Origin of the sequence: Marinobacter sp. DSM 26671 (assembly GCF_900112835.1) — a bacterium.
In the GTDB taxonomy this organism is placed as follows: Bacteria; Pseudomonadota; Gammaproteobacteria; order Pseudomonadales; family Oleiphilaceae; genus Marinobacter; species Marinobacter flavimaris.
In genome coordinates this window covers 39,761-58,222 of record NZ_FONF01000017.1, presented here as the reverse complement: position 1 = coordinate 58,222, position 18,462 = coordinate 39,761, and the positions used below count along the sequence as shown (strand labels likewise).

At 60.5% G+C, this 18,462-nt stretch carries 18 protein-coding genes; 11 read left to right on the top strand and 7 right to left on the bottom strand.

Annotated elements, in window-relative coordinates; all coding sequences use genetic code 11:
- Nucleotides 1-22 precede the first annotated feature (22 nt).
- Together BM035_RS16635 and BM035_RS16630 are read left to right on the top strand one after the other, a co-directional pair.
- Nucleotides 23-2,305 (top strand): ATPase, T2SS/T4P/T4SS family, encoded by a 2,283-nt coding sequence (locus BM035_RS16635; protein ID WP_053112460.1) that lies wholly within the window; start codon nucleotides 23-25, stop codon nucleotides 2,303-2,305.
- A complete protein-coding gene (locus BM035_RS16630; RefSeq protein WP_053112458.1) occupies nucleotides 2,302-3,405 on the top strand; it encodes an ATP-binding protein in 1,104 nt (367 codons plus the stop codon). Before BM035_RS16635 ends, BM035_RS16630 begins: the two co-directional genes overlap by 4 nt.
- Here BM035_RS16630 and BM035_RS16625 read toward each other — a convergent pair.
- Together BM035_RS16625 and fliK are read right to left on the bottom strand one after the other, a co-directional pair.
- A complete protein-coding gene (locus tag BM035_RS16625) occupies nucleotides 3,391-3,705 on the bottom strand; it encodes an EscU/YscU/HrcU family type III secretion system export apparatus switch protein (RefSeq protein WP_053112456.1) in 315 nt (104 codons plus the stop codon). The genes BM035_RS16630 and BM035_RS16625 overlap by 15 nt on opposite strands.
- Entirely contained in the window at nucleotides 3,702-4,961 is a 1,260-nt protein-coding gene (gene fliK, locus BM035_RS16620) for a flagellar hook-length control protein FliK (protein WP_175497411.1), read from the bottom strand. Before fliK ends, BM035_RS16625 begins: the two co-directional genes overlap by 4 nt.
- Nucleotides 4,962-5,216: 255 nt before the next feature.
- On the opposite strand from fliK, the gene ccmA reads away from it, so the two are divergent.
- From ccmA to ccmI, 9 genes are all read left to right on the top strand, one after another.
- The gene (ccmA, locus tag BM035_RS16615) at nucleotides 5,217-5,855 is read left to right on the top strand and encodes a cytochrome c biogenesis heme-transporting ATPase CcmA (RefSeq protein WP_053112454.1); all 639 of its coding nucleotides are present in this window, start codon (nucleotides 5,217-5,219) and stop codon (nucleotides 5,853-5,855) included.
- Nucleotides 5,845-6,570 carry a heme exporter protein CcmB gene (ccmB, locus tag BM035_RS16610; RefSeq protein WP_008173102.1) on the top strand — a complete coding sequence of 242 codons (726 nt, stop codon included), beginning with the start codon at nucleotides 5,845-5,847 and terminating at the stop codon, nucleotides 6,568-6,570. The genes ccmA and ccmB overlap by 11 nt, the downstream gene beginning before the upstream one ends.
- A gap of 31 nt (nucleotides 6,571-6,601) precedes the next feature.
- A complete protein-coding gene (ccmC, locus tag BM035_RS16605) occupies nucleotides 6,602-7,345 on the top strand; it encodes a heme ABC transporter permease CcmC (protein WP_008173103.1) in 744 nt (247 codons plus the stop codon).
- Nucleotides 7,346-7,348: 3 nt separating this feature from the next.
- Complete coding sequence (gene ccmD, locus BM035_RS16600; protein WP_053112452.1) at nucleotides 7,349-7,588, top strand: heme exporter protein CcmD; 240 nt, start codon at nucleotides 7,349-7,351, stop codon at nucleotides 7,586-7,588.
- Between the two features lie 14 nt (nucleotides 7,589-7,602).
- Nucleotides 7,603-8,073, top strand: coding sequence for a cytochrome c maturation protein CcmE (ccmE, locus tag BM035_RS16595; RefSeq protein ID WP_053112451.1), 471 nt, complete (start codon nucleotides 7,603-7,605; stop codon nucleotides 8,071-8,073).
- 37 nt (nucleotides 8,074-8,110) lie between these two features.
- Nucleotides 8,111-10,117, top strand: coding sequence for a heme lyase CcmF/NrfE family subunit (locus BM035_RS16590; RefSeq protein ID WP_053112449.1), 2,007 nt, complete (start codon nucleotides 8,111-8,113; stop codon nucleotides 10,115-10,117).
- Nucleotides 10,114-10,650, top strand: coding sequence for a DsbE family thiol:disulfide interchange protein (locus BM035_RS16585; RefSeq protein WP_053112446.1), 537 nt, complete (start codon nucleotides 10,114-10,116; stop codon nucleotides 10,648-10,650). Before BM035_RS16590 ends, BM035_RS16585 begins: the two co-directional genes overlap by 4 nt.
- Nucleotides 10,650-11,123, top strand: a complete 474-nt coding sequence (locus tag BM035_RS16580) for a cytochrome c-type biogenesis protein (protein ID WP_053112444.1) — start codon at nucleotides 10,650-10,652, stop codon at nucleotides 11,121-11,123. The genes BM035_RS16585 and BM035_RS16580 overlap by 1 nt, the downstream gene beginning before the upstream one ends.
- Before the next feature lie 68 nt (nucleotides 11,124-11,191).
- Entirely contained in the window at nucleotides 11,192-12,460 is a 1,269-nt protein-coding gene (ccmI, locus tag BM035_RS16575) for a c-type cytochrome biogenesis protein CcmI (RefSeq protein WP_053112442.1), read from the top strand.
- 3 nt (nucleotides 12,461-12,463) lie between these two features.
- On the opposite strand, the gene BM035_RS16570 is transcribed toward ccmI, so the two are convergent.
- The 5 genes from BM035_RS16570 to BM035_RS16550 are packed head-to-tail and all read right to left on the bottom strand — an operon-like array spanning nucleotide 12,464 to nucleotide 18,428.
- On the bottom strand, nucleotides 12,464-14,200 hold the full coding sequence (locus BM035_RS16570; protein WP_053112440.1) for a BatD family protein: 1,737 nt from the start codon (nucleotides 14,198-14,200) through the stop codon (nucleotides 12,464-12,466).
- Nucleotides 14,194-16,008 carry a vWA domain-containing protein gene (locus BM035_RS16565; RefSeq protein WP_053112438.1) on the bottom strand — a complete coding sequence of 605 codons (1,815 nt, stop codon included), beginning with the start codon at nucleotides 16,006-16,008 and terminating at the stop codon, nucleotides 14,194-14,196. The genes BM035_RS16570 and BM035_RS16565 overlap by 7 nt, the downstream gene beginning before the upstream one ends.
- Entirely contained in the window at nucleotides 15,998-17,026 is a 1,029-nt protein-coding gene (locus BM035_RS16560) for a vWA domain-containing protein (RefSeq protein ID WP_082220533.1), read from the bottom strand. Before BM035_RS16560 ends, BM035_RS16565 begins: the two co-directional genes overlap by 11 nt.
- A complete protein-coding gene (locus tag BM035_RS16555; RefSeq protein ID WP_008173120.1) occupies nucleotides 17,020-17,490 on the bottom strand; it encodes a DUF4381 domain-containing protein in 471 nt (156 codons plus the stop codon). The genes BM035_RS16560 and BM035_RS16555 overlap by 7 nt, the downstream gene beginning before the upstream one ends.
- Nucleotides 17,487-18,428 (bottom strand): DUF58 domain-containing protein, encoded by a 942-nt coding sequence (locus tag BM035_RS16550; RefSeq protein WP_053112436.1) that lies wholly within the window; start codon nucleotides 18,426-18,428, stop codon nucleotides 17,487-17,489. Before BM035_RS16550 ends, BM035_RS16555 begins: the two co-directional genes overlap by 4 nt.
- Nucleotides 18,429-18,462 lie beyond the last annotated feature (34 nt).

Genomic DNA, 18,462 nt, shown 5'->3' with positions numbered 1-18,462 from the left:
AAGCCGTTACGGACGTTGTTGAATGAAGAGAGTCTATCCGAGGGCCCTTGAGGCCCTTCGATCTGTATCCCGCCATGATTTTGTTTCCGGTTCCGACCTGGTTGCCTCGATAACCGGCCACTCCATTCCCCGCGAAGAAACTGTCAGCCACATTCTCTCCCTGCTCCCGGAAATAGAACCGGATCAGATGGTGATGCACGTGGGCGGTGGCTCAGGCTATTTTGCCGCTGTGCTGTCCGGGCTCGCCCATCGGGTCCTGTACGTGGAGCGGAATGCCGTTGTCGCCGAGGCTGCCAGAGAGCGGTTTGTCCGTCTGGGTATGCACAATGTGGATGTCGTTGTTGCCCGTGCGGAAGAGGCGCCCGAGCCTGATCCACTCTGTGATCTCGTTTTGTGTACCTCGTTTGTCAGGGACCAGACTGCCCTGGCGCACCTGGTTCGTGAGGGGGGGCGCCTGGTGTGTCTTGAAGGGCGAGCGGGACCCGTCCCGAGCCTGGCCATGTTCGAAAAACAGGGTGCCAAGCTCAAGCGTGTGCGCACCCTGGGCTGGGTCGACTTCAACCGTAACGTCGAGCAGATCCTCATTGATCAGGGTGTCGTGGACGAAGCGGTCCTGGCCGAGGCAAAGGCGGAGGCAGCGAAGCAGAATTGCCGGCTGCTGGACGTGCTCCGCCGGAAACTGAATCTTGAAGAGATTGATCTCTACCGTTCTCTTGCCCGTCAGCGGGGCATGACCTTCACCGATGCGGACGAGCTTCTGCCGGATCTCCATCCGGCGCTTTTCCGGCGATTTTCCCGAACGTTTCTGGATCTCTCACGACTGATACCCATCGCCGAGGAAGATGGTCGGATCACGGTTGTGACCGACGATCCCGATGCGCGCACTGATCAGCTCGAGCGGTTGAGTCCTAACCAGGTGGTTGACTGCCTGCTGGTTACACCGACGGACTTTCGTCGGCTCTGGTCAGCTCTTGATCTGACTGCCAAAGGGCGCCGCTTTGCAGCGGATCAGGAACCAACCCCGAACCAGGCGGCGGACCCGACTGGCAGCAAGGATCAGCTTCTGGGCAAGGATCCGAAAAACAAGCACGTCAGCCCCTATCTGGTGTCTGTCTACGAAGCCATTCTGATGGACGCTGTAAGTGAAAAAGCCAGCGACATCCATATAGAACAGTACGGTGACCGGATTCGCATTCGCCTTCGGGTGGATGGCGATCTCCATGATCTGCCCCAGTACCAGCTGTCGGCCCGGGAGATGAAAGGGGTGATTAACGTCATCAAGCTGCGGGCAGAGCTGAACATCGCCGAGCACCGGCTGCCCCAGGGTGGGCGGTCCCGGCTGCAGCTCGGCGATATGGCCTACGATCTGCGGATACAGACCCAGCCTTCGCTCCATGGCGAACATGCCGTTATACGTCTGCTGCCGCAGACCGGCCGCGCCATGACCATTGCCGAACTTGGCATGTCATCCATGATCGGTGCCCGTTATCAGCGCTTGCTGGATAACCCGGCGGGACTGGTGCTGGTGGTCGGTCCGACCGGGTCAGGCAAGTCCACCACGCTGTATGCGGGGCTGCAGACCCTTGCCGATGACGGCCGCCGGAAAGTTATCACGGTGGAAGACCCCATCGAGTACTCCATCGACAACATTCAACAAACCCGGGTCAGATCAGAAATTGGCTTTGGTTTCGCCGATGCCATGAGGGCGTTTGTCCGGGAAGATCCGGATGTCATTCTGGTGGGCGAGATCCGTGACCAGGAAACCGCTCTGGAGGCGATACGGGCCTCCCAGACCGGCCACGTGGTTCTGTCCACGCTGCACTGCAACGACGCGGTGGATTCACTGCAGCGCTTGTATGATCTGGGTATCCACCCGAATTCCATTGCCGGTGAGCTGCTGGCTGTCATCGCCCAGCGGCTGGCCAAGCGCATCTGCAAGCATTGTTGCCAGCCTGCAGAGCCGGACCCGGTGATTCTGTCCGAGGTGTTTCCCGACGGCCCGCCCGCGGATTTCCGGTGTTTTCAGGGCGCCGGTTGTGACAAATGCAACGGCCGCGGCACCCAGGGGCGAGTGGCGATCGTCGAGTATATGGAAGTTGATTCGGACATCCGGAATGCCATTTCCAGCCAACCGCCCATCGGTGAGCTTCGCTGGCGCGCTCTCGATGCCGGACTGGTGACCATGCGGGACAGTGCTCTGGACCATGTTATTGAAGGCATAATTCCGCTGTCCGAACTGCCCCGTATTCTCCCGAGAGAGCGCATGGCACCGGAAGTTCGCGGCGGCCGCAGGAGTCAGGAATGAGCAACAAGCAATCGGTTACAAAGGCAGCCCAGCGGGAACCGGCAGAAGTGGTCTATGCCGCTGAGCTGGACAAGCTGAGAGGGATGGATCATGGCCCGGTGCCACCAGGCTGGCAGATGTCGCCGCGGGCGGTGGAAAAGTTCGTCATGGGGGATGAGAAACTCGGCATTGAGCGGAAGTTCGTTGCCGACCGGGCCATGGTGGTCCGGATCATCATTTCCCTGTGCACCAGCCGCGGCTGCCTTCTGGTCGGCGAGCCGGGTACCGCCAAATCCTGGTTGTCGGAGTTGCTGGCCGCCGCCATTTCGGGAAGCTCCACGTTAACCTTGCAGGGTGGGGCGGTGAGCAGCGTCGGGCAACTGCTGTATAGCTGGAACGAAGCGGTACTGCATACCGAGGGCCCCTGCCTGAAGGCGTTGGTACCCAGCCCCTTGCTGCGGGGCATGATGGAAGGGCAAATGGTCCGGTTTGAAGAGATCGCCCGCTGCCCACAGGCGCTGCAGGATGCGCTGCTCTCTGTGCTGTCCGACAGGGTGGTGGTGATTCCCGAGCTGGCGGGCGAGGACGGTGTGGTGCTCGCGCGGGAAGGTTTTAACGTTATCGCCACGTCCAACAGTATCGACGAGGGTGTGCACCGGATGAGCGCTGCCCTGAAGCGGCGAATGGACTTCGAGGAAATCCGGCCTATCCGTCATCTGGCCGACGAGATGGATGTTGTGCTCCGGGAGGTCCGCAGGGCCAACAGTCGGGCTGGCATCGAGGTGGCGCTGGAAGAATCGGTGGTCGAGATTCTGGTGACCATGTTCCACGAGCTGCGCAATGGCCAGACCCTGGACGGACGCAGCACCGATCGCCTCGCCGGTTCGGCTCTTTCCACCGCGGAAGCCGTGTCGGTCGCTCACGCGGCCAGCCTCAACGCCTGGTATTACGGTGGCGGAAGCATCACGGTTGAGCAGCTGATGCACCACATCATCGGCTCGGCCCTGAAGGACCAGCCGGAGGATCGGCGCCGGCTGCGTCATTACTTTGAAACCACGGTGGCGCCAAGGCGTGGCGACAACTGGCAGCAGGCCTGGGCGCTGCGCTCACTGATTCACTGAATCATCCGGTGCGCCGGGTTTGCGATCTTCTGGGGTGAGCCCGCGAATGTGGAAGGCAAACGCCAGGATCTCCGCAATTACCCGGTAGAGCGATTCGGGAATCTCTTCGTTCAGTGACAGGCGGGCCAGAATGCTGGCCAGCTCCGCATTTTCGTAAAGGGGAACGTTGTGCTCCCGGGCGATTCGGATGATCTCCTCCGCCAGCTCGTGGGTGCCAGTGGCGCTGATGGTGGGCGCTTTCTCACCGTCGTACTTGAGCGCAACGGCGGCCCTGCTTTGCTGTTGTGTTTCTGATGTCATGCCCGTGTATCCACCAGTCTGTGTTCGAGTCGGGTGACGCTGCTTTGCGGCGTGCCGCGGCGGCAATCCAGGTCTGTCACTTCCAGGCCCAGATCGGTTAGGCTCTGTCGCAACGCGGGAAGCTCCTGGTTCACCTGACGCAGGGTTGTCTGTTTTTCTGCCCAGACCCGGGCGCTCACTGCCTGTTGGCGAAGGGCAACATCGAAATGCAGGGAGCCAGCCTCATCCAGGTCCATGGTCAGTGAAAGCCGCCACTCGGCTGTGGTGGTTTTCGCGGATCGGGTTTCCGATTCCCGGTCTTCGGGATATTGTTCGATCCGGACCTGCGCCAGCCTCGGTTCATTCTGTGGCGTCAGCCATGGCAGATCGAGTACGAGGGTAGAGGCAGGTGCGGGCCCTGCTGCATCGCCGCCACCACGGGCAGTAAGTACCTGGCTGTGCAACTGGTTGACGGTGATCCGGTTGAGCATTCCGGCCAGCAGGCGGAGCATCTGCCCGACGCTGGGCGCTTCGCCACTGCCGGGGGCCTGGGGTGTGGCCAGCGGTTGGGGAAATTGCAGCGGCGCCTGCATGAGCTCTGGCGTCGAGATAGGTGTCAGCCGGTTGAAGTGTTCTGGTGTACTGCCCTGTTGGGCAAGCAAGGCGGTGATCACTCTACCGAGCGCCAGCTTGAGATCGGGCAACTGGGCAGAGGGTGCCTGGGCCAGTCGCGACTCGGCGAACAGGCCACTTTCTGAAAGCCATTGCCGGACCTGTTGCGATGTCGTGTCCTGGCTGCCAGAACCGGGAGTCAGACTGTTCCCCGAAGGCAGCCTCGCCATCATTTGTTCAATAGCCTGTCTGGCGGCCTCCGGCAGAGGTTGGGGGCCTCGCGATGAGGGCAGTTGGCCCGGTAGCGGGTCTTGCCGGAGGCCTTGTGTGAGAGTGCCCAGCAGCCTTGCCAGTCCACCATCCAGGGTTTGCTGCCAGGGCAGTCGCTGGGCCAGCGCTCGGGCGATACCGGCTTCGGGTGCGGGTGCCAGTTTGCCCATCAGCTGCAGCTCATTGCCGGCCCGCATCACTTTTACCCAGTCACCGGTTGCCAGTTCAGTCTTGCCGACGGCCGCCTGAACCAGAAGAGACTTGCCGCGAATGTCCAGTAACAGGTCCGCGCTGTTACCGCCCTGACGGTTGATGATCTCGGCCACCCGGGCCAGGGTGGTTTCCCGGTTCGTCAGCTGCAGCTGATCGAGCAGTTGCCGCGCTGATGCGGCCACGGGCTCCCGGGCCGCTTCGGTTGAGACTGAAGGCCGGGACGTCTGTGTTGCAGGCTGGGCTGGAGGTGTCGGGGGCTGTTGTCCGTTGGGTAGTTTCATCGTCACTGATTTGATGTTGGACAAGAGTAATCAGCCGGCGCTTTTGTTATAATACGCCGCGCCGGCAGGTCATGCGCGAACAATGTTCATGGTCGCCGCTGTCACGAATGCACCCGATGCCGTCTTCACGCGCATCGTCCTGGTTACGGGGTCCTGATGTCTGAGCCGTTATTACAGGCTGTCGATCTGCAGTGCGAGCGGGATGAACGGATCCTGTTCCGTGACCTGTCGTTCTCCATACTGCCCGGTACGGTCGCCCGTGTCGAGGGGCCGAACGGCTCCGGCAAGACCACGCTGCTGCGAATGCTGGCCGGCCTGAACGACGCCTGGTCCGGCAATCTGCTCTGGTGCGGCAAGTCCAGGTCTGCCCAGCGGGAAGAATTCCTCCGCAATACCCTGTATCTTGGCCACCGGCCTGGCATAAAGCCGTTGCTGACACCGATGGAGAATCTCCGGGCACTGACGGCCGGGCGGCGGCCGCTGCCAGATCCCGTTCTGCGTCAGGCGCTTGATGGCACCGGATTGACCGGGTTCCAGGATGTGCCCTGTCGCAATCTTTCGGCGGGGCAGCAAAGACGGGTTGCCCTGGCGCGCCTGTTGATTGCCGACGAGCCGCTCTGGCTGCTGGATGAAGTTTTTACCGCCATTGATGCCAGCGGTGTCAGCGCCATTGAACAGCTGCTTCAACAACGGGCTGCCGAGGGAGGTGCGGTGGTAGTGACGACCCATCACGATCTCAGATTGCCCGGTATGCAACGCATTGTGTTGGGCGGAGGGTCGACCGATGAATGCTGATTGCAGGCCGGCACTGACTTTGCGGCAAGACACCGTCGGTGCGCTGGCGGCAATGCAGACCGTGTTTGCCCGGGATATGAAGGTGGCCTTCCGGCAGCGCCAGGATCTGCTCAATCCGCTGTTGTTTTTTGTCATGGTCGTAACCCTTTTTCCCCTGGGGGTTAGCCCGGAAGTGTCATTTCTGCGGGAGGCCGGGGCCGGTATCCTGTGGGTAGCGGCGTTGCTATCGGTGTTGTTGTCGCTGGACCACCTGTTTCGCCATGATTTTGACGACGGCACGCTCGAGCAACTTGTGCTTCAGCCCCAGCCCCTGTTTCTGCTGGTACTGGCGAAAACAGCGGCGCACTGGGTGTTAACAGGCTTGCCGCTGGTGGTACTAACGCCGGTTTTGGGCGTAATGGTCCATCTTGACGGGAACTCCATCGGAGTTTTGTGTCTAACGCTGCTGATCGGTACACCGGTGCTGAGTCTGATCGGGTCAATCGGCGCGGCGCTGACGCTTGGATTACGGTCGGCAGGGGTGCTCTTGTCCCTGTTGATCATTCCGCTGTACATTCCCGTCCTGATTTTCGGAACAGGTACGGTGGCTTCGGCCGCAGAGGGCGCTCCCGCGGGAGCCTATCTGGCCCTGATGGGCGCGTTTCTGGTGCTGGCACTGACCCTGGCACCCTTTGCATCGGCAGCGGCGCTGCGTATCAGCCTGTTCAACGGGTAAAACAAGGTAACGGTAGGACGGTAACCATCTGATGTGGCAATTTTTTCACAAGCTGGGTTCTCCCAAATGGTTCTTCGGGATTGCAGCCCGGCTGATGCCCTGGCTACTGGCAGGTGGCATCCTGCTGTTGATGGCAGGCATTGTCTGGGGGCTGGCCTATGCTCCCAAGGATTACCTGCAAGGCAACAGCTACCGCATTATTTTCATCCACGTCCCCACGGCCTTTCTCGCCCAGTCGGTCTACGTGATGATGGCGGTGGCGGCTGTCGTCACTCTGGTCTGGCGCATGAAGCTGGCGGATGTATTCGTCAAGTCGGTCGCACCGGTGGGGCTGGTACTGACCTTTCTTTCCCTGTTTACCGGAGCGGTCTGGGGTAAGCCCACCTGGGGTACCTGGTGGGTCTGGGATGCCCGGCTGACCTCGATGCTGATTCTTCTGTTCCTGTACGGTGGTGTCATTGCTCTGGACAGGGCAATCAACGACGAAAAATCCGCGGCGCGGGCTGTATCGGTGCTGGTTCTGGTCGGGGTGGTGAATATACCGATTATCCAGTACTCCGTTGAATGGTGGAATACGTTACATCAGCCGTCGACGTTCAAACTGACTGAAAAGCCGTCCATGCCGGCGGAAATGTGGGTACCGCTGCTCCTTTCGGTACTCGGGCTGTACCTGCTGTTCGGCTGGCTGGCCTGTTTGCGTATGCAGACCGAGATTCTTCTGCGCGAGCAGAGAACGCGCTGGGTTAAAGATTATGTGTTGGCCGGGAGGGGCTGAAGCATGGCATTTGAATCCTTTTCGGCATTTATGGTGATGGAAGGTCACGGGCCCTATGTCTGGGCCTGTTACGCCGTATTTTTCCTGCTGATGATCGGCCTTATGGTATGGTCTCTGCGTCGCCGCAACGCCGCTATTGAGGCCTGCCGTCGCGGTTATGAGTTTCAGGCAGGCCGGCAGGACCCGCAGGCTGCGTCAGCTTCGGCAGCGTCCTTCACCCGCGTCAAGGTTTCCCAAGACTGAAAGGCAGATATCTGATGCATCCAATCCGAAAAAAGCGACTGACTATTGTCCTGTTCCTGCTGGTGGGGCTGGCCATCGCTGTGGGTCTGACCACCTATGCGCTGCGACAGAACATCAATCTGTTCTACGACCCCACCCAGATTTCCGCAGGCGAGGCGCCGGTGGATGTCAGAATCCGCGCCGGTGGCATGGTCGAGGAGGGATCGGTCCTCCGTGATCCGGACAGCCTGATGGTTGAGTTCAAGGTGACCGACTTCAACGCGTCCGTGCCGATCCAGTACACCGGTATCCTTCCGGATCTGTTTGCCGAGGGGCAGGGTGTGGTTGCCATGGGCAGGCTGAATGAAAGTGGCCGCTTTGTGGCCGATCAAGTGCTGGCCAAGCACGATGAAAACTATATGCCGCCGGAAGTCGCGGATGCGCTGGAGAAGGCCTCGAAGGGTCGGCATGCAGCCAGTGGCAGTGCGGAAACCGTGTCCTACTAACCGATTTATCTAACAGCCTGGTTTCTGGAGGCCTTTAATGTATCCCGAACTCGGACAGCTTGCACTGATTCTCGCACTGTTGTTGGCAGTGCTTCTATCCGTAGTCCCTTTGGCCGGTTCTTTGACCGGCAGAAACAATCTTCAGGCGTTCGCCAGGCCGCTGGCGTCCGGCGTGTTTGTCTTCGTGGGGCTTGCTTTTGCCGTCTTGACCCATGCCTTCGTGACTGACGACTTTTCGGTGGCCTATGTGGCCAATAACAGTAACAGCCTGTTGCCCTGGTATTACAAGTTCAGCGCTGTTTGGGGCGGTCACGAGGGCTCGCTGCTACTCTGGATACTGATGCTGGCGGGCTGGACGTTGGCGGTCGCTATTTTCAGCCGTCGCCTGCCGGCGGTGATGATCTCCCAGGTGCTCTCGGTGCTGGGCATGGTCTGCGTCGGCTTCCTACTGTTTATCGTGATTACCTCCAATCCGTTCGACCGTTTGTTGCCCAATGTGCCCGCCGATGGCGCAGATCTGAACCCCTTGCTCCAGGATTTCGGGCTGATCGTGCATCCGCCGATGCTCTACATGGGCTATGTCGGCTTTGCCGTTGCTTTCGCTTTTGCCATTGCTGCGCTGATCAATGGCCGCCTCGATGCCGCCTGGGCCCGTTGGTCGCGCCCCTGGACCACGGTTGCCTGGGCCTTTCTCTCTCTGGGTATCGCCCTCGGGAGCTGGTGGGCCTACTACGAGCTGGGCTGGGGCGGCTGGTGGTTCTGGGATCCGGTCGAAAATGCATCGTTGCTGCCCTGGTTGTCGGGGACTGCACTCATGCACTCGCTGGCCGTTACCGAGAAGCGCGGCGTGTTCAAGAGCTGGACCGTACTGCTTGCCATTGTCACCTTTTCACTAAGTCTGCTGGGCGCTTTCCTGGTCCGTTCCGGCGTGCTCACCTCTGTGCATTCTTTTGCGGCGGACCCGGAGCGGGGCACCTTCCTGCTGGGCCTGCTGGCAGTAACGGTGATCGCAAGCCTGGCGCTCTATGCGTTCCGGGCGCCGGTGGTTCACGTCCGGTCGCGCTACGGCTCGTTTTCCCGAGAGGTTTTCCTGCTTCTTAACAACGTACTGTTGGTTTCCGCCACGATTCTGGTGGCGGTCGGCACACTGTATCCGCTGGTTCTTGATTATCTGGAACTGGGCAAACTGTCGATCGGTGAACCGTTCTTCAATCTGACGTTCAGCCCACTGGCCGTCGCAACGGGCCTGTTGCTGGGCGCTGGTATCTTCTCCCGCTGGAAGAAAACCGATGGTGGCTGGCTGGCGCGCAAACTGCTGTGGCCCTTGGCAATCAGCATCGTTGCCACCACGGCGGTCCTGATCGGCTATGGTGGATTCAAGCCCTGGGCTTTCCTCGGCGTGTTTTCTGCCATGTGGGTAACCGTTGCTACTTTCTGGGATCTCTGGGAAAAATCATCGTCCCGAAAAGGCCGTCTGCACGGCCTCAAGCGGCAGTCCCGCAGCTATTACGGCATGGTGCTCGGGCATCTGGGCCTGGCCATTACCATGGCGGGGGCTACGGTGGTTTCCAACTACGGCATTGAGCGTGATGTTCGCATGGTGCCGGGCGATGTCGCGACCGTCGGCGATTATCATTTTGTATTCAGGGATATCGGCGCGCGCCAGGGCGCTAACTTTACGGCTCAATATGGCACCTTCGATGTCATGTTGGATGGCGAGCGTGTTTCCGTGCTTCATCCCGAGAAGCGCCAATACTCCGTGGGGATGAGCGTCATGACCGAGGCCGATATCGACGCCGGTCTGTTCCGGGACATCTTCGTGGCCATTGGTGAGCGCATCACCGACGAGGCTTGGGCCATCCGGCTGCAATACAAGCCGCTTGTTCGCTGGCTCTGGCTGGGCTCGCTGTTTATGGCAGCCGGCGGCTTCCTGGCTATCGCTGATCGCCGCTACCGCATCCGGGAGGGAGCTGACACGAAGGTGCAGACCGATACTGTCGCGCCTGAGCCAGGTTCTGCGACGTCCGCTGGAGTTACCTCATGAAGCGGTTCCTGCTCTTTCTGCCACTGCTGATTGCCCTTGTTGTTGGTGTCGTGCTGTTCGCGGGTATCGGCAAGGATCCGACCAAACTGGAATCGGCTCTGGTTGGCAAACCGGTGCCAGAGTTCAGTCTGAAAGATTTGCACAACGCTGATGTCGTGCTCGATCAGAGCCTGTTTCGTGGCCAGGTCACTCTGCTGAATGTCTGGGGCACTTGGTGCCCCGCCTGCAAGGACGAGCACGACGACCTGATGTGGCTGGCCGAAGAGAAAGGCGTCAACATCATTGGTCTCAACTACAAGGACAACCGCGAGGATGCGCTGTTGTGGCTTGACCGTTTGGGCGACCCTTACCGGAAAATCATCTATGACCCCCGGGGCACACTCGGGTTTGATCTGGGGGTATACGGCGCGCCGGAAACCTTCGTGATTGATGCCGAAGGCGTGGTTCGCTATCGCCATGTGGGTGTGGTCAATAAGGAGGTCTGGGAACAAACGCTGCTGCCTGTGTTCAATGACGCTCAGGGGAATGGCTGATGGTCCGGATCGTTTATTTGATGTTGGTGCTTCTGCTTTCCGGTGCCGCTGCAGCCGAGGTGGCCGACGTATACGATTTTTCGGATCGGGCTCAGGAGCAGCGTTACCAAAACCTGATCGCGGAATTACGCTGCCCGAAATGCCAGAACCAGAACATCGCCGATTCCAACGCGCCTATCTCCAAGGATATGCGCGATGCGGTCTACCGGATGATGAAAGACGGCGCCAGCAACGAGGAAATCGTTGAATCTCTCGTTGGCAGATTTGGTGAGTTTGTTCGCTACAAACCCGAGCTGGACAGCCGGACATTCCTGCTCTGGGCGACACCTGCGATTGCGGTGTTCGGCGGGTTTCTGGTGGTTGCCGGTGTGGTGATTCGTTCCCGGCGAGCGGGGCCGTCAGGCCCGGCGTTGAGCACTGAAGAGAAAGCCCGTGTCGACAAAATGCTGGCAGAGCAGGACAGATCTTCCTGAAGCCGGCACTTTCTGGCATGTCCTGGCCGCAACCTCATTCTTAATTCTGAACCTGTGACTGAAATTCCATGACTGACACTTTCTGGATTGCCGCAACGGTACTGATTGTTCTTGCCCTGTTGTTTGTCTTGTACCCCGTCTTTTTCCATCGGCTCGGCACGAGGAAGCAGACGGACCTGAAAAACCAGAATCTGATGGCCTATCGCTCCAGGATGAAGGAGCTCGACAATGAATACGAGGCCGGTATTCTGGACGACGAAAATTACCGGCAACTCAAGGAGGAGCTTGCGGGAAGCATGCTCGATGACGTTCCGGAGCAGGACCAGGTGAGGCCCGTGATCAGTGGCGGCAGGAGTGCCATGGCAGTGGCCCTGGTCTCGATTCTACTGATCCCGGCTGCCACGGTTTATCTGTATGAGCGCTGGGGCGCGATGGACCGGGTTGAACAGTTCATTACCATGCAGCAAATGGGAACCACCGAAGGATCGAGGCAGGCCCAGATGACCGAGCTCTCAGGGCAGCTCCGGGAACGGCTGGAAGCCAGCCCGGATAATCCGGACGGCTGGGCAATGCTGGGACGCACCTACATGCGTCTGGAACGCTTCGACGATGCAGCCTGGGCGTTCCGGCAACTGGCCGGCAGTGTTAATGACGATAGTCGGGCGCGAGCCGTTGCTTATGGTCTGTCTGCCCAGGCGTTGTTCTTCGGGAGCCAGGGCGCCATGACGAAAGAGGTTACGGCGGCCATTGAGCAGGCCCGTGAGCTGAACCCGGATGAAGTGAATGCCCTCGGTTTGCTGGGGATCAACGCCTTCAGCCAGCAGAACTATCGGGAAGCCATCGAGTACTGGGAGCGAATCGAAACCGTAGCACCCGACCACCCCCAGATTGGCTCCATTCGGGAAGGTATTCGTGAAGCCTACACGCGTCTCGGCGAGGAACCACCGGCACAGGTGGCTGCAGCCGAAACCTCTGGTGCTGGGGTTACCGTTCGGGTAACGCTTTCCGAGGATTTCCAGAATCAGGTGCCTGCAGATACCACTCTGTTCCTGTTTGCTCGCCAGCCCAATGTCCAGCAGGGCCCGCCTCTGGCAGTAGCCCGGCTGACGGCAGATCAGTTGCCGGTGGAGATCCGGCTGGACGACCGGTACGCCATGTCACCGCAGGCTACCATTTCCAGTGTTGACGAGGTGGTTGTAACCGCCCGTCTCAGTCGTTCCGGCAATGTGGCCGCCCAGGCAGGAGACTGGCAGGGCAGCACCGACGTTCCTGTAGCCGTTAACGAGAGCCAGGAAGCGCCGGTAGCGGTTGTGATCGATCAGCAACTGATTGACTGATCCTCAGGAGAGACCCTCGGGATAAAGCGGAGGCAGATCGGCGTTTGCCCGCGTCTGTTTTCGCTTCCGAATGGCCTCAAGAGTCCGGGCCAGTGGCCGTCCATCCCAGTCTTCGTTGCCATGGTCTGGCGCAAAGAACCGGGCCTGGAGCTTGCCGAGCTCTGTTGCCATGGTCTCGTCCTGGAAGTGGTGCACAACGTCAGACGCGGAACGGAAGTGTTCGCCGGGTCTGTGCCGATTGGCCCATGCTACCAGCAGCTCCGGTGTCTGGGCTGAACCGCTTCTCACGGCCGTGATCAGGTGCTCGAAGGCGACATCTTCATCGTCATTGTGCTGAGTAAAGGCGGGGGCGTTCTTGGCGCCTTTGCGCGACCACCACCATGCCATCAAGGTTCCGGCCCAGAGTATGCCGAACGCCAGGGTGAGCCACTGCCACGGCCCGGCCTCCGGTGCTGTCCGGTCAGTCGATGATTCCGGGCTAATCGTGTCCGGTTCAGGGGCCGGTTCTCCATTCGCGGGTTGCGGCGGTTCGGCGGCGACGGTATTCGGGTCCGTCACCGTCAGGGTTTTTTCCGGGATGACGGCAACGCGTTCCCGATCCGCTTCGGTATCCCACCAGTAAATGCGAATGGCTGGCAACGTCATCTGTCCCGCCTCAACCGGTACCAGAGCCACGGATTGCTTCAGCGAAGAGGTCAGGCCTGCCGGCGTTGTTTCGGTCTGCCTCTCTGGCTCTTCCGGGTAACTTCTCAGTCCGTCCGGGACCGTATCGGGTAAGGGTGGCAGTGCCTCCCCGGGCAAGCCCGCCGCCGTCAGCCTGATCTCTCGGGTAATGTTTTCGCCGGTCGCGACTTCCAGTGACGGAGGAAGCCCGGACTCCTCAAGCGACAAGCCTGTTGCCGGCAGCCAGGTATCGCCACTGAACTGGGCCGGGACATCCTTGACCGGCACCTCAAAAAGCTCCTCACTGTCCCTCAGGAAACGGAGGCTGCCAGAGGCATCTCTGGCCTGTCCCTCGAAGCGTACGGGGGGCAGCTTCAAGGTTCCCGGTCGTTGGGGGAAGATCGCGTAGCGCCGCTCCACCACGCGGTATCGCACACCGTCGCGATAGCGTGAAAATTCCTGCTGCCTGCCCAGGGATTCGATAATCACATGGGGATGGGTCGGCTCAGACAGCTCGCCGCGAATGAGGTTGCCCCTGAAGAAAAGCCGTACTGTCAGGATCAGTTGCTCCTGCACATAGACTTCATCCTTATCGGCGGACAGCTCGATAAAGCTGTCCCTTCCAGGCGCGGCCTGGTCTGGCGGCGAGCCGTCGACGACTTCCACGGTAACCGGCTCCGAAACAGCATCCTTGAAGGTGAGTGCAGGAATGGTCAGTTCGCCGGTGGTTTTCGGTGCCAACTGGTAGGTCCAGGTGATTTCACCCACCATCTGACTGTTTACGGTGCGGATACTGTACTGCTGGTTCTGGGCCAGGATCTCAAAATCTGGTTCCACTTTCTCTATATCAGGCTTGGGCAAGCTCGACATGTCGAAGTCGAACAGGTTGCCGAGATTGATGTCTATCTCCATGCTGCCTTTTACGGTCAGGGTCAGAACCTCACCCTCATAGAGGCGGGTCCGGTCCGGCTCGACTGTCAGTTGCCGGGCCTGCGTATGGGGTTGTGCCTGGGCCGGCAGCCAGAGTGCCGTCAGAAGAAACAGACAGACGGCGGGAATCATCAGCCGTTTTACCATGGTGTATCGCCCTCATCGGATGGAGTCTGGCGTTGTTGATACTGCTGCAGAAATTTGCGCTGTAATAATCCGCCCGGATTGTCAGGGACGCGCCTGAGCCACTGCTCCTGGCTCTGGGTCAGCGGCGTTTCAGAGATAGGGGCGGGTGCCGGGGACTGGCCGGACGGGGTTTCCTGCTCCCCGGAAGCCTGCTCGGGATCTCCGCGCTCGCCCGCCTGCTGTTGATTCTGTTCAGCCGTCTGGCCGCCTTGCTGATTCTCCGTGTCGGAAGAAGACTCGTTGTTTTCCGGGTTCTGCTGCTGACTGTTCCCCTGACTGCCGGGATTCTCGCTTTCACTGTTTCCGTTCTGGTCCTGACGGTTTTGTTGCTGATTACTGCCGTCGCCCTGGGAGTCCCGGGAATCCTGTTGGTTGTTATCCTGATTGCCGTTCTGGTTCTGCTGTTTTTGATTCAGAAGTTCCTCGACAATTCTCCGGTTGTGAAGGGCGTCTTCCATGTCGGGCGCTGCGTTCAGCGCCGCATCATAGGCAGCCAGGGCCTCTTCCAGTTTTCCGGCACGGGCCAGGGCATTGCCCCGGTTGTAACTGGCACGGGGACCCTGATTGCGCGCAAACGCTTCGGCGGCGCTGTCGAACTTGCCGGAACGATAGAGCGCAGAGCCCCGCCATTCCGGGTCTTCAAGCTGGCGGGCGGCTGATTCCGGGTTGTCCTGAATCAAGGCGGGAGCTCGCTGATCTTCCCTCTGCCAGAGTTCTTCCCAGCTTATGGCGGCTGCCGGCTGCGGCCAGACCGGCAGCAGGATCAAAGCAAGCGCACTGAGAGCCCCCCGGCGCCACCCCACCAAAACCAGCGGCAGCGCGAGCCAGAGCAACCAGTAACCGTCATCCTGCCAGCGATTGACCGTCAGGCCGTCCTCGGAATCCTGCCAGTCGTCACTGTCCCGCGGGCTCAGGTCGAGCGCTTCAATATCGGTGTCGTCCAGGGTCAGCTCATGGCTCTGGCCGCCGCTGCTGCGGGCGAGTGCCGCCAGCGCTTCGGGTTCAGCACGACTGATGACAATGTCGCCGTTCTCCCTTATGAAACCGCGCCGGGCGAGGGGAATGGGGCCTCCGTTCTCGGTGCCGACGACCAGGGTATTGAGCGCGTATCCGGTGCCGGAAAGCGTGTCCCGAATGGTACCTTCGTAGTCGTCATTGATGCTGTCCGTGATTAACAGGATGCGACCTTCGCCCGGTGCGCCTTGTTCCAGCAATGCCTTTGCGCGGGCAACGGCGAGATCGGCCCGGTTGCCTGTCGCCGGCATGATCACCGGGTCCAGCACGTTGAGCATGCCCTCAATCGTACGGCCATCATCGGTCAGCGGTGTCACCACGTGGGCATCGCCGGAAAAGACGAGCAGGCCGGTCAGGCTGCCTTCCCGAAGTTCGAGAATATCCCGGATCTTCCGTTTGGCCCGGGTCAGTCGATCAGGTTCCACGTCCGTTGCCAGCATGGACAGTGAAAGGTCCAGTGCGATCACGAGGCTGTCGCCAGGTTGTTTCAGCGGTGTCGGTGCCTCCCGCCAGGCCGGTCCGGCCAGGGCCAGGGACAGAATGATCAGAGCCAAAGAGGCCGGAACCAGAGGTGACTTGTTCGACTGGCCCGAGCTGCCGTTGTGACGAATCAGGGGCGAGAGCAGGCGGGCCGGAATAAGCCGGGACCATCCGCTGTCGCCCATGCGGAGTTGCCGGAATGCAAGATACAGTATCGGTATCAGCAGGATTAACAGCAGCCAGAGCGGGCGCAGGAAATGGAAGTCAGCCCACATGCGTTTCCTCCTCCTTGCTCCGGCGGGTTTCAGCAACAAGTTCCCGCCCGTGGCGGACGAGGAACAGCGCCAGCCACAGAATGACCGCGAGCCCGGCAGGCCAGACATAGAGCTCGGTTACCGGCCGATAGAACTTGCCTTCAAGCTCGATCGGTTCCAGTCGATCAATGCTCTCGTAGATAAGCTCCAGCTCGGGCAGGCTGCGCGCCCGGAAATACTCCCCGCCGGTCTGCTGGGCCATGCGGGTTAGCAGGTTTTCGTCCAGATCCCTGGATGGGTTGACCCGGCGCGAACCCAGCAGCCCACGCTGGACCATGGACTCGGCGCCAATACCAATGGTGTACAGGCGAATGCTGGCGGCCGCGGCGATTTCGGTAGCTTTGTCTGGGGTGATTTCGCCCGCAGTATTGGCGCCATCAGTCAGCAGGACCACAACGCGCTGATCCTGGGGCCGGTTTCTCAGGCGTTTCGTTGCCAGGCCCACGGCGTCGCCAATGGCCGTGGCGCGCCCGGCCATGCCAAGGCCCGCCTCACGCATCAGGGTTCTGACCGTCTCCAGATCGAAGGTGAGCGGCGCCTGTACGTAGGGCTCGGTGCCGAACAGGATCAGACCTAACCGGTCACCCTGGCGGCGGGAGATAAAGTCATCAAGCACGCGCTTGACCGCCTGCAATCGATTAATACTCCGGCCCTGAAGGACCATATCCTGTTCATCCATGCTGGGGGAGATGTCGACGACCAGCATGAGATCCCGGCCGGAAACGGGCATCTGGACCTGCTCGCCCACATGCTGCGGCCGTGCCAGAGCAACCACCAGAAGCGTCCACATCAGGAACAGCAACAGTTGCTGCCAGAGCGGTACGGCATTGCCACGACGACTGACACCGGGCAGGTCCGACAGCCAGTGGCCAACCGGCAACACGGGCGCGTCGACCGATTGCGCTCCGGGCTTGCGCCATTTGAGAATCAGGGGCAAGAGCACCAGAACCAGAGCCCAGGGCCAGGCGAGATTCAGCATTTCTGACCTCCCAGCCACAAACGGGCGAACGCCAGGGCGTCGGCCGGCTTGGTTGAAACCTCAGGTCGCCAGGCACTGTGAACCAGCGCTTCGGCGACCGGTCTGGACGCAACCCGGTCCTTCGGGGCGGTCTTTAACAGGAATTCCACCCAGGCATCGCCGGTCAGCGCTTCCGGGTGCTGTTCCGGGTAGCGCTCGCGGGCGGCCTGCTTCAGCAGGGTGTTCAGTTGTGTGAACCACGCGGGGGTCGTGGCTGCTGATCGTTCCAGTCTGGCGAGTTCGGCCCGAGCGGAGCGGAACCACCGGTTTCTTTGTCTCCGCCGGATAAACAGCCAGACCAGGGCAGCAAGCACAGCAATGAGCAAAATGGCCAATACCCACCAACCTGGCGCCGGAGGCCAGAGGCCCCCTGTTTCAGGCAGGTGAATGTCCCGAAGCTGGCTGAGTGGATCCTGCGGGTTCATCCTATGCGGCCTCCGGGTCCCAGCAGCAATTTGAGGGTCGCTGCGGGGTCATTCGCCGTGGACACTTCTGCCATGGTAACGCCGGAGGTACGGAAACACTCTGCCAGCCGGCGTTCATGGTTGGTGACTTTCTCGTGCCAGGCCTTCTGGAACCGGAGGTTTCCGGCATCGAACCACACCGGTCCGTCCGGGCCGGCCACCGCAAAGCGTCCGCTTTTCGGCAACTCTTTTTCCAATGGATCCACGATCCTCAGGGCGCTAACGCCGTTATGGCGGGCGAGCGCGCCGAGCAGGGTGCCCGTCTCCTCTGAGATATCCAGGAAATCGCTGATCACGAAAATCCGGCTACCGGTATGGGCCACCCTGCGAGCCTCGGTCAGTGCCATGTCCAGGCGGCTCTGGCCGGACGGCTCGTTTTGTTCCGGCCCTCGATTATCACTTCTTTGCAGTTCATCGAGAGTATCCAGCAGTCGCAGCACTGATTTCTTCCGCCGCGCCGGGCGAAGCACTCTCAGGGCCTCGTCGTTAAAGACAATGCCACCTACCTGATCGCCCGACCAGAGTGCCAGCCAGGCCAGAATGGAGGCGATCTGTGCGCAACGAACCTGCTTGAAGGCGCCGGTACTGGCAAAAAACAGGCTTGGGCCGAGATCGCAAAGAAGAAGAACGGGCCGTTCCCGTTCCTCCTCATAAAGCTTGGTATGGGGCTCCTGACGCCGCGCCGTTACCCGCCAGTCGATGCTACGGATGTCGTCCCCGGGCTGGTACAACCGTACCTCGGCAAACGCCATGCCCCGGCCGCGTTGCGGCGAGCGCTGCAAGCCGGCCTGACGCGTCCGAACCGGGCGGGCAGAGGGCAGTTTCAGTGCCCGTGCGTCTGCCTGCAGGCGGATCAGATCCGGTAGGCCGATGTGCGTTATTGCGTCGGTGTTGCCCATGCCTGACGGCTCCCGTGTCTTGCTTCCGTCGATG